General features: G+C 59.8%; 9 protein-coding genes. 2 read left to right on the top strand and 7 right to left on the bottom strand.

The features are described from left to right. The first annotated feature begins 29 nt into the window (after nt 1-29). Nucleotides 30-4958, top strand: coding sequence for a DNA repair ATPase (locus BXP70_RS07900; RefSeq protein WP_086593488.1), 4929 nt, complete (start codon nt 30-32; stop codon nt 4956-4958). Between the two features lie 228 nt (nt 4959-5186). On the opposite strand, the gene BXP70_RS07895 is transcribed toward BXP70_RS07900, so the two are convergent. Beyond that, nucleotides 5187-6188: an SDR family oxidoreductase gene (locus BXP70_RS07895; protein WP_086593487.1), complete on the bottom strand. Its 1002-nt coding sequence runs from the start codon at nt 6186-6188 to the stop codon at nt 5187-5189. Nucleotides 6189-6532: 344 nt separating this feature from the next. Between BXP70_RS07895 and BXP70_RS07890 the strand changes: the two genes are divergently transcribed. Continuing rightward, on the top strand, nt 6533-8557 hold the full coding sequence (locus BXP70_RS07890; protein ID WP_086593486.1) for a glycoside hydrolase family protein: 2025 nt from the start codon (nt 6533-6535) through the stop codon (nt 8555-8557). Between the two features lie 102 nt (nt 8558-8659). On the opposite strand, the gene BXP70_RS07885 is transcribed toward BXP70_RS07890, so the two are convergent. The 6 genes from BXP70_RS07885 to BXP70_RS07865 form a co-directional block, all read right to left on the bottom strand. Then, nucleotides 8660-9652 (bottom strand): DUF4886 domain-containing protein, encoded by a 993-nt coding sequence (locus BXP70_RS07885; protein ID WP_086593485.1) that lies wholly within the window; start codon nt 9650-9652, stop codon nt 8660-8662. A gap of 129 nt (nt 9653-9781) precedes the next feature. Beyond that, nucleotides 9782-11932, bottom strand: a complete 2151-nt coding sequence (locus BXP70_RS07880; protein ID WP_086593484.1) for a glycoside hydrolase family 97 protein — start codon at nt 11930-11932, stop codon at nt 9782-9784. Between the two features lie 171 nt (nt 11933-12103). Then, nucleotides 12104-12247 carry a hypothetical protein gene (locus tag BXP70_RS29855; RefSeq protein WP_179197619.1) on the bottom strand — a complete coding sequence of 48 codons (144 nt, stop codon included), beginning with the start codon at nt 12245-12247 and terminating at the stop codon, nt 12104-12106. A gap of 60 nt (nt 12248-12307) precedes the next feature. Then, entirely contained in the window at nt 12308-12748 is a 441-nt protein-coding gene (locus BXP70_RS07875; protein ID WP_086593483.1) for a hypothetical protein, read from the bottom strand. A 38-nt stretch (nt 12749-12786) separates the two neighbouring features. Continuing rightward, nucleotides 12787-14442: a M28 family peptidase gene (locus BXP70_RS07870; protein WP_086593482.1), complete on the bottom strand. Its 1656-nt coding sequence runs from the start codon at nt 14440-14442 to the stop codon at nt 12787-12789. Nucleotides 14443-14569: 127 nt separating this feature from the next. Further along, nucleotides 14570-15808 carry an FISUMP domain-containing protein gene (locus tag BXP70_RS07865; RefSeq protein ID WP_086593481.1) on the bottom strand — a complete coding sequence of 413 codons (1239 nt, stop codon included), beginning with the start codon at nt 15806-15808 and terminating at the stop codon, nt 14570-14572. Nucleotides 15809-15812: the final 4 nt, after the last annotated feature.

The raw sequence follows: 15812 nt of genomic DNA, 5'->3' as shown, positions 1-15812 counted from the left end.
TAGCTCTAGCGAATGCTCGGGCTGCTTATATGGAACAAACTACCCAACTCGAAACCGGCACCTACGAAATCCTGCGCAACCGTCTGGTCAAGAGTAGTACCGACTTGCGTCAGCGCTTGGATATTCTTAATCAGGAACGTAAGCAGGTGTTTGGGGCCGTCGATACGCGTCTGATCGGTACGGGCCGCATTACCACCGAAAACAACTGTGTGCCCTGGGATATGGTGCCGGTGGGGCAACGGTTCATCTTTGGGTACAACGTGGTGCTCGGGTTGAAGGCAGAGCCGGACCTAGCCGACGTGTTTGGGGTGTACGAGTACCAGGAACATGACTTTCGGCCGCTCGGGCTAGAGCTGTTGCAACACCCGCAGTTCTTGGAGGAGTTTCGCAATCTGTACCGCTACTACAAGAACACGCAGTTTGTGAAGTTTGCCGTCATTGGCGCGCACCTGTTCATGGTGTTTCGGGTGGGCAAGAGCAGCACCGACGTGAAGACGTTTAAGTGGCTCGTGCAGGGCGACCAGCTTACCTATCTCGACAACCGCTCCGACCATGAGTACACCTTCCCGCCCCAGCACGAATTTCAGTGGAAGCGCGCCACGCGTGACATGCAGCGCGGCGGCAAGCACCCCCACATCAGCATCGAAGACAAGGTGTTCGTGGAAACCATCGGCGGCGACCTGACCATCAAAGTTGAGGACAACACCACTACCGGGCAAGGTATTTTGGCTGAGCCTGTCGACGACAAAGATCAGTCGCTCGACGACTCAGAAATCTACTATGCGGTTGTTGGCAACCTCATTCTGCTCAAGATTCGGCCGTACCAAGAGCAGCAGTACCGCTACTTTATTTTCAACTACAAGCTCAAAACGGCCCAGCGCCTCGATGCGCTGGCGGAGGCGTGCGTGCTGCTGCCCGACGGGCAGGGCATCATCTTTCCCCACGGCTTTTACCTGCAAACGGGCGACAACAAGCTCTTCGACAATGCTCTGCGCGACATGCTGTTTGAGAAGCGCCTCGCTTCGCCCAACGGAGAAGATTTCCTTTACGTCTTCTACCAGAAGGAAGCCGGCACGTACCTGCTGCTGAGTTACAACCGCATTGCCCAGCGCGTCGACAACCCGATTGTGTGCCACGGCTACGCGCTGTTTGAAAACGGGGAGCTGTGCTACTTCCGCGCCGACGATGAGCCCAAGAAGCACCACGCCGTCCAGATCTGGCAGACGCCCTACACCGCCCCCGATTTTGAGCTGCCGGTCACGTCCGATTCGTACCTGTATAAGCTAGGCAACAAGGAGATTGTGCGGGCCATGAGTGAGGTGCAGGAGGTGCTAACACTCACCAGCAAAGACGACTCCTACGCCGGGCTCTACCTCGACCTCATCCGCCAAACAACTGCCCTCACGGATGCGTACCACTGGCTGCGCGAGTCAGCGGCCCAAAACCTAGCTGAGCCGCTGAGCGAAATCCGCCAGACGGCCACGGCGGCCGTGGAGGAGTTTGAGAAGGTGCAGCGCATTCGCAAAAACACGGCTCAGCAAACCCAGGAAGTTTTCCAAAAAGCCGATGAGCTGACGGCCCATATTCGCCGGGCCGCGCCCGATACCGTCACGGAGTTTGTGCAACTACTGGGCGAGCTGCGTGCAGTCCGCGGGCAAGTAATTTCCTTGAAGGAGCTGCGCTACGTGGAACTGCCCGCCGTGGAGCAGCACGCCGCCTCGCTCGATACGCTCAGCAAAGAGGTAGCCACCCAAACGGTGGAGTTTCTGCTAAAGCCCGACGCGCTTGCGCCTTACAGCCAGCGCGTGCAGGCCATTGCCGACAGCGTGGAGCAAGTGCAGAAAACGGTGGAAGCCGACCAACGCGAGCAGGAAACTGCCGCCGTAGCGCTGGAGTTGGAGCTGCTGATTGAGGTCGTGAGCAACTTGCCCATCCCCGACCCAACCCAAACCACGGCCATCATCGACAACATTTCCACGGTGTATGCCCGCTTCAACCAGATTCGGGCGGCCCTGAAAAGGCGGCGGCAAGCCCTGGCCGGCACCGAGGCGCAAGCCGAATTTACGGCCCAGCTGAAGCTGCTGGAGCAGGCCCTGACCAACTACCTCGACCTAGCCGACACGCCCGCCAAGTGCGACGAGTACCTCACCAAGCTCATGGTACAGCTAGAGGAGCTGGAAGGAAAATTCCCCGATTTCGACCAGTTTCTGAGCCAGCTAACCAGTCGGCGCGAGCAGGTGGTAGAAGCGTTTGAAGCCAAGAAAGTAGCCTTAATCGCGGCCCGTAACCAACGCGCTACGGCCCTGCTGCAAAGCGCCGAGCGTCTGCTGAAAGCGGTGCAGAGCCGCGTGAGTCGCCTGGAATCGGTGGCCGACATCAACGGATATTTTGCCGCCGATGTAATGGTGGAGAAGGTGCGCCAGACCGCCCAGGAGCTGCTCAACCTAGGTGACTCCGTGAAGGCCGACGACGTGCAGAGCCGCCTAAAAACCGTGCGCGAAGATGCCGTGCGCCAGCTCCGCGACCGGGCCGATTTGTTTGCCGACGGTGGCCAGACGATCAGGTTTGGTCCTCACGCCTTTACCGTCAATACCCAACCCCTGGACCTAACAATAGTGCTGCGCGACGGTGACTTGCACTTTCATCTCACCGGCACCAACTTCTTCCAGAAAGTGGACAACCCAGCCGTGTTGGCGGCTCGCGGGGTGTGGGAGCAAACGGCCGTGTCGGAAAACCAGGAGGTGTACCGGGCTGAATACCTAGCTTGGCGCATCCTGCAAGCGGCGCAGCACCCCGCTCCCGCCGATCTGGATGCGGGTCGGCCCGCCGTGCTGTCCATTTCTGACCTAGCCCATTTGAGCCAGGCGGAGCTGCTCGCGTATGTGCAACAGTTTATGGCTCCGCGCTATCAGGAAGGCTACCTGAAAGGAGTGCACGACCACGATGCGGCGCTGTTGCTTGCGGCCTTGGTGCGCCTCACCCGTAGCGCCGACTTGCTTCGCTACCCCGCCGACACGCGCGCCGCTGCTAGCTTGTTTTGGCTGCGCTTTGCCGACCCCGACCAACGGACGCACTGGGAGCGGCAGTTGCGGGGCATCGGCGTGCTACTCCAGGTTTTTCCCGAGTCGCAGGAGTTTGATGCGCTTAAAGCGGAGCTACAGGCGGCCGTGGAAAGCTTTGCGCAAGCCACGGGCTTGTTTACCCTAGGTCAGGTGCTCGAAGCGGGCGACTATCTGTTTCACGAGCTAACCCACACTGGCAACTTCATTATCGCCGCGGAGGCAGCGGAGTTGTACCAGCAGTTCCAGAAGTCCTTGCAGGGGCGGCAGGCGACGGAGTTGTTTCAGCAGTCAGTCGTTGGCTTGCAAGATCAGCCCGCGGCTCAGCTGCTGCTGATTCGGCAATGGTTGCAAGCGTACTTACGCCAGGCGCCCGCGGCTACTACGTTGGCAGATTTTTGCAACGAATGCGCCGTGTTGCTGCTTACCAACACCTATGAGGCGGCACGGGTGGTGCACACTCCGTTGCGCGAAACGCTAACCGGCTTGCAGGGCACGCACCCACGGATTGCGACAAACAACGAAAACCCCGCGGCAGTCAGCGAATACCACCTTAATTTCCCCGATTTCCGGCGGCGCTTGCTGCACTACGACCAAAGTACGGTTCCGCAATTTGAGGCCTTCCAGGAGCTAAAGAAGCAGATGCTAGCCCAAGCCGCTGCCGACCTGCGCCTCGAAGATTTTCGCCCGCGTGTGCTCACCTCCTTCGTACGCAACCGCCTCATCGACCAAGTATATCTCCCCCTGATCGGGGCGAACCTAGCCAAGCAGATCGGGACAGCCGGCGAGGGCAAGCGCACCGACCTGATGGGCCTGCTGCTGCTCATTTCGCCGCCGGGCTATGGCAAAACCACCTTGCTGGAGTACGTGGCCAACCGCCTAGGGCTCATTTTTATGAAGATCAACGGCCCGGCTATCGGGCACGCCGTCACCAGCGTCGATCCGGCGCAAGCGCCTAATGCGGGTGCACGGCAGGAGCTAGAAAAGCTGAACCTAGCTTTCGAAATGGGCGACAACGTGATGATCTACCTCGACGACATTCAGCATTGCCACCCTGAGTTCTTGCAGAAGTTCATTTCCCTCTGCGACGCCCAGCGCAAGATTGAGGGCGTGTACCAGGGCCGGGCGCGCACCTATGACTTCCGCGGCCGTAAGGTGTGCGTGGTGATGGCCGGCAACCCCTACACGGAGAGCGGCGAGGTATTTCGCATCCCCGACATGCTCGCCAACCGCGCCGACATTTACAACCTAGGGGACATTCTCACGGCGGGTTCCGAAGAAGCGTTCCGCCTCTCCTACCTCGAAAACGCCCTTACCAGCAACACGGCCCTCGCTCGCCTAGCCACCCAGAGTCCCCAAGACGTGCCCGCCCTCATCCGCCTTGCTGAAACTGGCCAAGCCGATGGCCTCAGCTTCGAAGGCAACCACGCTCCCGAGGAGCTGAATGAATACGTGGCCGTGCTGCAAAAACTGGTGCGCCTGCGCGACGTAGTGGCCCGCGTAAACGCCGCCTACATCGCCAGCGCTGCCCAGGCCGACGCCTACCGCACCGAGCCGCCGTTTAAACTCCAAGGCTCCTACCGCAACATGAACAAGCTGGCCGAAAAAGTGCGTCCCGTGATGAATGCACAAGAAATTGAGCAGCTGCTAGCCTCCCACTACGAGGGCGAAGCTCAAACCCTGACCAGCGCCACCGAAGCCAACCTGCTCAAGCTGCGCGAACTGCTTGGCTGGCTCACCCCCGCAGAAGAAAACCGGTGGCAGGAAATTAAAACCACTTTCCGCGAGAACTTGCGCAACTCCGGCGCCGGCCAGCTCCTGCAAATGCTGGACAAGCTAGAAAGCATTGCCGGTGGTTTGAGCGGTATCCGGGAGGCGCTGAAAGGCGAGCGAAAGTAGCGTCAGATTAAGCAATTAGCGCAGTACCGCAGAATTGCGCCCCACAGCGGTACAACAAAAAAAGCCCCGGCAGCTGCCAGGGCTTTTTGCATAAAAGGGAGTCTGCTTGGTTGGGCTAGGTCTGAAACTACACTAAGCCCATCATACCGTGCTATATAAGAAACCTGACTCTTTAATCTCAATCAGAACCGAGGGCCTGCGTGCGACAAAGAAGGCCTGATAGCACTGCTACGGATGGCCATTACCACCGGCGGCCCCGTAGATCTGGCCCGTGGCGTAGCTGGCGCCTGGGTCGGCTAGCTGCACGTAGATGGAGCCTAGCTCGGCGGGTTGGCCGGGTCGACCGAGGGGCGTATCCCCTCCAAATTTTTGCAGCTTTTCGGGCGTAGAGCCGCCTGTTACTTGCAAGGGTGTCCAGATGGGGCCCGGTGCTACACCATTGACCCGGATGCCCTTCGGCCCGAGCTGCTTGGCAAGCGACCGAACAAAGTTGGTCGTGGCGGCCTTTGTTTGGGCGTAGTCGTAGAGGTCAGCCGAGGGGTCGGTGGCCTGCTCGGAGGTCGTGCCAATGATAACGGCGCCGGGCTTCAGGTGCGGTAGCGCGGCTTTGATAATCCAGAACGGCGCGTAGATGTTGGTCTTTATCGTCCAGTCGAATTGCTCGGTAGAGATGTCGAGGATAGACTTGTTACTTTGCTGCCGCGCCGCGTTGCTGACCACAATATCGAGTCCACCTAGCTGACGCACAGCTTCTTCTACCATCCGCTTGCAAAATGCTTCCTCGCGTAAGTCGCCGGGAATAGCCACGGCCTTTTGCCCGGCTGCTTTGATTAGGTCCACCACTTCCTTGGCATCAGCTTCTTCGGCCGGCAAGTAATTGATGGCAACGTCGGCGCCTTCGCGCGCATAGGCAATGGCAGCAGCGCGGCCCATGCCGGAGTCGCCGCCCGTAATTAGCGCTTTGCGGCCCTTCAAGCGGCCCGAGCCTTTGTAGCTTTTTTCGCCGTGGTCGGGGCGCGGTTGCATCTGGCTTGTTAGGCCAGGCCAAGGCTGCTCCTGCACCTTAAAAGGCGGTTTGGGGTAAGCGGTAGTCGGATCTTTCAACGGCTCAGCAGCGGCGGAGTCAACGGCTCCTTCAGCGGATAGTACGGGACTTACGGCAGCAACAGCCAAGCTAGCACCAAGGCCACTAAGCACTTGGCGGCGACTGAATTTATTTTCTTCTTCCATACTGCCATCCAACGCGTCCCATGGCTTTTAGTTAGTATATTTTTCCAGCCAGCGCGTAGGGAGGAGCTTGTTTGCAGGACGCTCCGCAGCCCTCCATTCGTTGCACTTCGACCGGTTGCATAAGGTCTAGCTATCCGCTTGCCTGAAGTAGTGCATTGGGACAGACCAGAAGCTGGGTGAGGGGTGTGAATGAGAACGTTAAATCGATTTAGCAACAGTAGTTGGCGAATTTCTTTATTTGTCGATCTTCGGGACGCTCTACCTACCCTCGCTAGCCTGTCATTGAGATGGATAGCTGCCGACGGTAGTTTCTACTTGCTTGCCTTCCCACCAAAGCCCTTTGTATGGTTGCCCTTGCCCGCTACGTATGGCCGCTCGCCGCGGCGCTGTTTGCCGCTCTCTCCTCCTACTCGACAACCGCCGCGCCGCCTAGCCCTGCTACTGCTACTGCTACTGCTACTGCTACTGCTACTGCTACTGCGCCGGCGGCTTTTCAGGAAGGCGCTTTTCACACCCTTCCCTTGGGCGCTATCAAACCCGCGGGCTGGCTCAAACGTCAACTTCAAATCCAGGCTGATGGGTTGAGCGGGCACCTCGATGAGTTTTGGCCCGACCTAGGTCCGAACAGCGCGTGGCTCGGCGGCTCGGGGGAAGGCTGGGAACGGGGCCCCTACTACCTCGACGGCTTGGTGCCGCTGGCCTACTTGCTCGACGACCCTGGCCTGAAAGCCAAAGCGCAGAAGTGGATCGACTGGACCCTGCAAAGCCAACGCCCCGACGGAGGCATCGGGCCGGCCAAGAACAAGGATTGGTGGCCCAACATGCTGATGCTGAAATGCCTCATGCAGTACCAGGAAGCCACCAACGATGCGCGCGTGCTCCCACTGATGGAGCGCTACTTCGCCTACCAGAACAGTCAGCTGGCCGCTACTCCGCTGCACGAGTGGGCCAAGTACCGCTGGGCCGAAGAGCTACTGCCCATCCGCTGGACGTACGAAAAAACCAAGAACCCGCAGCTGCTCACGCTGGCGGCGCAGCTCGCCCAACAGGGCTACAACTGGCAGCAGCTATACGCCAACTTCCCCTTCACCACCCCTACCAGCACGGAGAGCCTAGGTTTGAAGGGCGGCTTGTCGGAGACGTCGTTGCAGGCCCACGGCGTGAACAATGCAATGGCCCTGAAAATGCCCGTGCTCTGGGGCATGACCGGCGGCACCGAAGCCGACCGGCAGAGCATTTACCAGCAGTTGCGCATGCTCGACCAGTACCACGGGCTGCCCAACGGCATGTACAGCGGCGACGAGCACTTTTCGGGCCGCAACCCCTCGCAGGGCATCGAGCTGTGCGCGGTGGTGGAAGCGCAGTATTCGTACGAGGAGCTGCTAGCGCTGCTCGGCGACCCTAGCTTTGGCGACCGACTGGAGAAAATCACCTTCAACGCCCTGCCCGCCACCTTCGACCCCACGATGTGGGCGCACCAATACGACCAGCAACCCAACCAAGTGCTGGTGAGCAAAGCCAAGCGCCCCTGGTCGACCAACGGCGACGACTCCAACGTGTTTGGGCTGGAGCCGTGGTTTGGCTGCTGCACCGCCAACATGCACCAGGGCTGGCCCAAGTTCACCTCCCACCTCTGGATGGCCTCGCCCGACGGCGGGCTGGTGGCAGCGGCGTACGCGCCCAACAACGTCACGGCGCCTGTGCGCGGCGGCGAGACGATTACCATTCGAGAAGACACCGATTATCCGTTCCGGGAAACCATTCGCTTCACCGTCGAAAAAGCGGCTAAACAGCCTTTTGCGCTACGCTTGCGCATTCCGGCTTGGGCCACGAAGGCGACCGTAACCGTCAACGGCAAACCGGCGAAGGCGCCCAAAGCGGGCACTTTCTATGTAGTGGAGCAAGCCTGGAAAGCCAACGATGTAGTGGAATTGCGCCTGCCCATGGAGGTGCGCGTGCCGGCGGGGTTCAACCAGTCGGTATCGGTGGAGCGCGGGCCGCTGGTGTACTCCCTGAAGCTCGGGGAAAGCTGGTCGAAGCTGCGCGACCGGCCCACCGCCGCCGATGATTACGAGGTGCAGGCCACCACGCCCTGGAACTACGGCTTGCTGCTAGGTGCCAAGCCCACGGCCGCCTTCAAGGTGCAGGAAAAACCGACCACGGGCGTTGTGTTTTCGCCCGCGGAGGCCCCCGTGGAACTGCGCGTATCCGGGGTGCGGCTGCCTCAGTGGGAGCTAGCCCAGAACTCGGCGGGTCCGGTGCCTGCGAGTCCAGTGACGCGGCCCGCCGGAGCCCAGCCCGAAACCCTCACGCTGATTCCGTATGGAGCAGCCAAGCTGCGCGTTACCTCGTTTCCGGTGGTGAAGTGAGCCGCGCAACAATATGCCCGCCCGATAAACAGAAGCGGCCATTCCTTGCTTGGAATGGCCGCTTCTGTTTGTTATGGCTCTACTGCTGATCTAGTACTGAACCTAGCTTTTCTTCGCTGGCTCGGCTTTGCGGGCGGCGCGGACCTGCTCGGCGGCAATGCGTTGTAGGCGCACCGCGTCCTCGGGCGCGATACCTAGGTCGGCGGCGGCTTGCTCCTTAGCGCCAAGCTTGCGTGGGTCTTGGCCGGTGATTTCGGCAAACAGCACGCAGGCATTCAGGTAGGAGCCCCAGTTGCTGGGGTGGTAGTTGTCGGCGCCCCACAGGTTTACTTTGCCGGCTTCGGGGCTATAGGGATTGCGCACAGCCACGCCCTCCTGGATGGCCCGCAGCCACGCATCACCGGCGGGGGCCACGCCGGCGATGTGGCCGTTTCGCTTCGCCAAACTGTAGTAGCCGCGGTGCAGATCTTGGGTCATGGAGTCGACGGGCAGACCGCTGTAGGCTTTGCCCTCGGGGTACGTTTGGTCGGCGCGGGCCCAGGTTTCGTAGAGGTACACCTTGGCCTTGGGGTTGCGCGCGTGCACGGTTTGCTCCAGGCGGGTGCCGTATTCCTGGAACAGATCGGGGTGGCCGGTGCGACGGGCCGGCAGCGTCCACATGCTGTGCTCTTGCAACACCACCGCATCCCAACCTGGCCTATCGACTACGGCGCGGACGCTGTCGTAGTGAAACTTGAGCGGCATGCCACTAATCGATTCTAAATGAACCTCGTATGCCATACCTGCTTCATCCGTAAGTTTCTTGAAAATGGCCGGAATACCACCCCACGGCCCACCCCGCTCGTGGCGCGGACTACGCTCGGGCACGGCCGCGTTTTCGTCAACGATGCTGCCCGTATTATACTTCAGCACCGACTGAAAATGCCCGTGAAAGAAGCTGTTGCCCACGAACAAAATCACGACGGGCTTTTTCGCGGTGGCTTTAGCCGTTGCTTTGGTTGCCGGTGAGGTTTGCGCGGTAGCCAGCGTAGCAAGACCTAGCCCCAGACCTAGCAAGGCTAAGCGTCGTACCGTATTGAGCAAGTGTAGTGGCATTTGCAGGAACAGAAATGGTTGTGTTTGAACTGCATTATTAAGAGGCTATCCGAATAGGCAGAAACAATACCCGGAACGTCATTTCGACCAGCAGGAGAAATGACGATAGAGACCTAGCTCCGTCGAAAACTACTTACCAGCTTCCATCAAGCTGATGGCATAGCCGCCGCCGGGGGCGCAGTACTGGCTCAGCTTGGTCTTGTTGGTCACGTTGGCCTTGCGGATCTGGTAGGCCTGCGGGTTCTTCTCGTAGTGCGCGTTCTTGGCGTCGGCGTAGATGGTGGCCACGTACTTTTTGCCGGGGTCGAGGAAACCTAGGTCAATTTTGGAGGTGCGGCCCTGCTCGTCGCAGGTGCTACCCACAAACCAGCTGCTTTTGCCTTTGGCTTTGCGGGCGTAGGTGATGTAGTCGCCGGGCTCCGCTTCCAGCACTTTCGTGTCATCCCAATCGACGGCCACGTCCTTGATGAACTGGAAGGCATCGAGGTGCTGGTTGTAGGTTTCGGGTAGGTCGGCGGCCATTTGCAGGGGGCTGTACATGGTCACGTACAAGGCGAGCTGTCGAGCTAAGGTACTGTGCACAAAGGAAGTATTCTGCGGATTGTAGGCACTCACCTTGGTTTGAAAGATGCCGGGCGTGTAGTCCATCGGGCCGCCAATGAGGCGGGTGAAAGGCAGAATGGTGGTGTGGTCTGCGTTGTTGCCGCCGAAGGCCTCGTACTCGGTGCCGCGGGCGGCTTCGTTGCCGATCAGGTTAGGGTAGGTGCGCGCCAGGCCCGTGGGGCGCACGGCTTCGTGGCCGTTCACCATGATCTTGTGCTCGGCGGCTTTCTCCAGCACGTACTGGTAGTGGTTGTTCACCCACTGGTCGTAGTGGTGGTGGCCCAGCGGCACGATATCGCCCACGTAGCCGGTTTTCACGGCGTTGTAGCCGTACTTATTCATGAACTGGAACGCATCTTCCAAATGACGCTCGTAGTTGCGCACCGAGCCGGAGGTTTCGTGGTGCATGATGAGCTTCACGTTTTTGCTGGCGGCGTAGCGGTTCAGCTCGGCCACGTCGAAGTCTGGGTAGGGCGTCACGAAGTCGAACACGTAGTCTTTGTGCTTGCCAAACCAGTCTTCCCAGCCCGTGTTCCAGCCTTCCACTAGCACCGCGTCGAAGCCATGTTTAGCGGCAAAGTCGATGTACTCCTTTACGTGGGCAGTGGTGGCGCCGTGCGTGCCGTTAGGCTTCACCTTGGCGTAGTCAACGGAATCGAGCTTGATATTTTCCAAGTTGGTGTACGACCATGTGCTTTTGCCCGTAATCATTTCCCACCACACGCCCACGTACTTCACGGGCTTAATCCAAGACACGTCTTGGTACTTGGTGGGCTCGTTCAGGTTCAGCACCAGCTTCGACTCCAGGATGGCCCCGGCCCGGTCGCTGACGATGAGGGTGCGCCAGGGCGAGTTGGCGGGCGTCTGAATCAGACCCTTGTCGCCCACCGCGTCGGGCGTTAGGTGCGAGGTCAGCACAAAGTTCTTATCATCAAGCTCTAAGTGCATAGCCGAGTAGTCGATCAGGGCGGCTTCGTGGAGGTTGATATAGAGGCCATCCTTGCTCTTGAGCATGAGCGGGGTTTGCACACCGGTGGGCGAGAAGGGCGTCTGCGAGGCGTTCGGCGTGGTGGCTGCCTTCATCAGTCCGCGCACCTGCGAGAGGTTGCTCGTAACGGTGCTGTACTCCTGGGTATCGTAGTCGCCGGGCAGCCAGAAAGCCTTGTGGTCGCCGGTGAGGGCAAACTCGGTGCGCTCTTCCTTGATGGTGAAGTAGTCGAGCTTAGGCTGGCGCGGAAACTCGTAGCGGAACCCGAGGCCATCGTCGTAGAGGCGGAAGCGCACGCGAATGGTACGCTGGGTTTCGGCTTGGGTAAGCGTGACGGCTAGCTCGTTATAGTGGTTGCGGATGCTTTTCACCTCGCCCCACACCGGCTGCCACGTCTCGTCGAAGCTGCGCTGCTGGGTATCGGCCACGGTGAAGCCGCGCAGTAAGGCTGGCGCGTTTTTCAGTTCCAGCCCTAGCTTGCTGGGCTTGAGTACAGGGCGGCCCTTGTAGGTAAGCTGATAGGTAGGCACGCCGCCGTTTTGCAGGGCAAATTGCAGGGCTAGCTGGTTGTTGGGAGATTTGATTTCCTGCGCGTTAGCAACTTGCCAGAGCAAACACAGGCAGAGAAAAGCAAGGGTGCGGCGAGCCTTTTGACGCAGCGGCTCGGTGGAGAATAGGTTGTGCTTCATGGGTGGAACGGGCACGTGATAAAAAACGACAACGGCGCAACCCCGCCTTGCGGCAGGATTGCGCCGTAAACCGCGGCAAGATACTCCAGCGGCAGCGAATAGTACTTAACCCGGCTGCCCTATCACGCCTCGCATACGCATAACGCGCACGCTACCAAACTCCAACCTAGCCTACCACACCAAGCTGAACTTTATGCCTAGCTCCGGCACTGGCCAAAAAGACCGGCGACCAACGTCGGCCATAATCTGCAAATTCCACAGGCCGGCGCCGGCGTACGCATCCAGTAGCCCGTGGCCGCCGAGCCGGCGCTGCATACCCCAGAGGGCAGTTAAGGAGGAATACTGATAGTCGAAAGCCCGGTAATCTCGCTCGTACTACCAGCAACCGACTGTTTGCAGGGCTAGGTAGTTGCCCACAAAAGGCCCCGTGGCGCGGCCGTGCTGCCGGCGCTTGCGCTGGTTATAGTAGTGGCGCACGCCCGCATCATAGCCGAGCGAGTTCAGCCCAATAGGCCGGTCAGGGCGAAATATATCGCGCTCATCCCCAAACAGATAAATTCCACTGAACCCGCTGGCATACAGGCTCCAGCTCCGGCTGAACTGGTACTCCACGCCGGGCACCGCGGGCACTATCAAGCCCCCAGAGCCAATCAAAAAACCCCGGGTTGGGCCCGTACCGAGTTTGAGCATAACCGATCTTTTGGCAGCTGGGGCCTCTAGGGAGTCGGGAGGCGTGGCTGTATTGGTTTGGGCAACCGCGGGAAGGAGCAGGCTCATTACTAGCCCGCTAATCAGCAAGAATAAACGATAAGTCATTGGGTAGGAGAGTATAAAACTGCCGCTTAGCTGGAGTCTCAGGGTTTGTTTACAAGCTTGACTGCAATGCGCTGGTCGCGGTTGGCTAGCTCCCAAGCGGTGTAGAAAATTAGTTGCGTGCGCCGGGCGAGCAGCGGAAACTCAATCTTCGTGAGGTCGTCGGTGGGCTGGTGGTAGTCGGCGTGGTCGCCGGTGGTGTAGAAGATGACCGGAATGCCATGTTTGGCAAAGTGGTAGTGGTCGGAGCGGTAATACACTTGCTCGGGGTCGTCGGGGGCGTTGTAGCGGTAGTCGAGGGCTAGCTTCGTGTACTGCTCGTTGGCGGCTTCGCTGATGGCGTGCAGTTCTGCGGACCGCTTGTTGGAACCCACCACGTCGAGGTAAGGCTGGTCGGGACGGTGCTGGTCGTCGGTGCGGCCGATCATGTCGATGTTCAGGTCAGCGATGGTGCTGGCGAGCGGAAACACCGGGTGCTCCGTATAATATTCCGAACCGAGCAGGCCTTTCTCTTCGCCCGTAAAAGCCAGAAACAACACACTGCGGCGCGGGCCGTGGCCGTCTTTACTGGCTTGAACAAAAGCTTGAGCAATAGTTAGCAAAGCCGCTGTTCCTGAGCCATTATCATCAGCCCCATTATACACCTGGCCTTCCCACGTACCTAGGTGGTCGTAGTGGGCCGACACGACCAGTACTTCTTCTTTCCGGTCGGTGCCTTCTAGGTAGCCGAGCACGTTTTCCGTGGGTACTCGCTGCTGCACCCGCGGCGCCCGGATGCGCAGCGCAGCCACCCGAAACGACGCCGCAACAGGCCCCGTTACCGTGCTGGCAGCCTGCTGATACGCTTGCAGTCCGGCCGCCGTAGTGCCGAGCAAAGCACACCCCACCGCCGGCGACACCAAAAACGAAGCCGTCGTAGTTGCCTCAGTTTGCGCTTCCGCGGTAGGCAGCGTCATGCGGCCCTTCACGATGTAGGGCTTGAAGCGAATCAGGGCCGCCGTGAAATCCGCTTGATCCGGGTAGATGAAGAAAATGCTGCGGGCACCTTTGGCCGCGGCCACGCTAAGTTTGGCCCGCGAGTTAATGCTCCACCGACTCGGTTTGCCAGGTGCGCCAAACCTAGGTTTTCCGGTAATATCCAGCGGCTCACCAAGCAGGGCAATAAGGTCTTTGCCGCGCACGTCGAGGCTGGCGTAATCGGAGTAGCCCGCCTGCTCAATGCCGTAGCCCACGAACACCGGCTGCACCGTAGTTTCCTGGAAAAAAGGCGAGTCGCCGCTGGCGTAGAAGTCTTCGAGCCAGTGGAACGACTGCGCCCCGATTTGCAGCTTCATGTGGCCGGCGTCCCACACGCTGCGCTCCACCCAAAAGCGCTGCACGGGCTCGTTGGGCAATGGGTCATCGAGGCAAGGGTCGTAGAGTCGGTATAGGTTGTCGCGGCCGGGCACGGGGGCACTCAGCCCTAGCTTTTGGAACTGCACGGCTAGGTAGTCGGCGGCTAGGCGGCCGCCCTGCTCGCCGGTTTCGCGGCCCTGGTAGGCATCAGAAGCTAGCTCGGTGAGGTGCCGCCGCAGCACTTCCGGGGTGATGCGGCGGGCGTACTGCGTGGGGAGGTCATCGGCGGGAAGCGCTTGGGCCCGTGCTACGTGACTGAGCACCAACAGCAGCGCCAACGCGCGTAAGACAACGGAAAACATAGCGAATTAGGTGTTGCCCTTTTGCAATGAATTCATGCGCAAGCAGCACGTAGCCTGGCGTGGTGTGCAACACCAAGCTACTTTAGGCTTTGCTTTATATACTTAACTGCGAGTTACTATATATCTGCTACTTATCACGCACGAACCGCACTGGGATATGGGGCATTGTGCCAGTGCTGCTACCCGGCGCATACGACACAATGGCGGCGAGCGTGGTGTTGGTCATCTGCACGATTTTGAAGGTGATGGGCCAGTTAGTGCTCGGGTCGCGGTCGGCGGTCCAGTAGATGCAGTTGGAGCCTTCGCCGTGCGGGTTGGCCGTGGGGTCCGTCACCCGGATATTGGCAGGGATGCCATTGAAGCCGTTCTTGTTGGTGGAGTAGCCGTCCTCGCGCCGCCAGCCGGTGGTGGCCATTAGTTGCCCAAGGGCCTGGGTCGTTTGCAAGTTGTCCGCCGACCAATTGTACTGCAGCGTCACACCTTGCGAGGCAAGCAGCTTTTCGTAGTCGGCTCTGGTGGGGATGCGCCAGCCCGTGGGCACGGGGATGCTACCTAGGTCGGCAGCCTTCACAAACGTACCGTAGTGCGGCTTGTCAGAATCTTTGATGCCGCCGGGGCCGGCGTAGTTCATCGTGGTCCATTCCTGCCCGCCGATGGTGGCGGTGGCGTAGTACAAGTCGCCAATCTTGACGTAGGAGCCGGTAATGGGCGGGGTGGGTGAAGGTACGGAAGGCGGCGCAGGCGCATTGGGATTTACCTTCTCGTACTCGGCGGAAACTGGAATAGAACCATCCAGGCGTTTGCAGGTCAGGTAGTTGGTGCCGGTGGCAAATGACGTGGCCTCGGGGCTTTGCCAGGCGGTGCGGTAGGTGCGCATGTCGCTCTCGGCAATGGGCACTTCCTCGCTCGGTTTGCCCTGGTCGTACACGCGCATCACGCCGCGCTGGGCATAGAAGGTCAGGGTGCGGGGCGTGCTGCTAGGCTTATACTCCACCGTGCCGGTGATTTTGTAGAAGCGCATGCGCGTCTTGCCATTCAGATCCACCGAAAAGGTGTGGTACTCCACGGCGTTCTTGCCGTCTTTGGTGAATACCATGGTGCGGAAGTCGCGGAAACCTAGCTCCCCGAGCACGGTGCCTTCGTCCCAGTAAGTGGTTAGCGGCTTCTTGTTGTCCTTGGCAAACCAGGTGCCCACAAACTCGTTGGGCAGGGTGGAATAAGGCGTTTCGATGGGGGTGCCGGGCGTCGGGGTGGGCGGCGTCGGCTCCTCCACGGGCGGCTTAGGCTCTACGGGGTCTTCTTTGCAACCGGAGAGGGTGTTGGTGAGGCCAAGCGCGAGCAAGGCGCAGGTTAGGAAGGTTTTCATAGCT

It is taken from the genome of Hymenobacter crusticola, from assembly GCF_002154225.1.
Taxonomy (GTDB): Bacteria; Bacteroidota; Bacteroidia; order Cytophagales; family Hymenobacteraceae; genus Hymenobacter; species Hymenobacter crusticola.
Note: the sequence above shows the minus strand (reverse complement) of the source record. Positions and strands in the feature narration are given on the sequence as shown.

Bases quoted from the DNA above. Each gene is read 5' to 3' on its own strand.
- BXP70_RS07900 (WP_086593488.1), top strand. From the start codon at position 30: ATGGAACAAACTACCCAACTCGAAACCGGCACCTACGAAATCCTGCGC.
- BXP70_RS07895 (WP_086593487.1), bottom strand. From the start codon at position 6,188: ATGGAAGAAGAAAATAAATTCAGTCGCCGCCAAGTGCTTAGTGGCCTT.
- BXP70_RS07890 (WP_086593486.1), top strand. From the start codon at position 6,533: ATGGTTGCCCTTGCCCGCTACGTATGGCCGCTCGCCGCGGCGCTGTTT.
- BXP70_RS07885 (WP_086593485.1), bottom strand. From the start codon at position 9,652: ATGCCACTACACTTGCTCAATACGGTACGACGCTTAGCCTTGCTAGGT.
- BXP70_RS07880 (WP_086593484.1), bottom strand. From the start codon at position 11,932: ATGAAGCACAACCTATTCTCCACCGAGCCGCTGCGTCAAAAGGCTCGC.
- BXP70_RS29855 (WP_179197619.1), bottom strand. From the start codon at position 12,247: ATGCAGCGCCGGCTCGGCGGCCACGGGCTACTGGATGCGTACGCCGGC.
- BXP70_RS07875 (WP_086593483.1), bottom strand. From the start codon at position 12,748: ATGACTTATCGTTTATTCTTGCTGATTAGCGGGCTAGTAATGAGCCTG.
- BXP70_RS07870 (WP_086593482.1), bottom strand. From the start codon at position 14,442: ATGTTTTCCGTTGTCTTACGCGCGTTGGCGCTGCTGTTGGTGCTCAGT.
- BXP70_RS07865 (WP_086593481.1), bottom strand. From the start codon at position 15,808: ATGAAAACCTTCCTAACCTGCGCCTTGCTCGCGCTTGGCCTCACCAAC.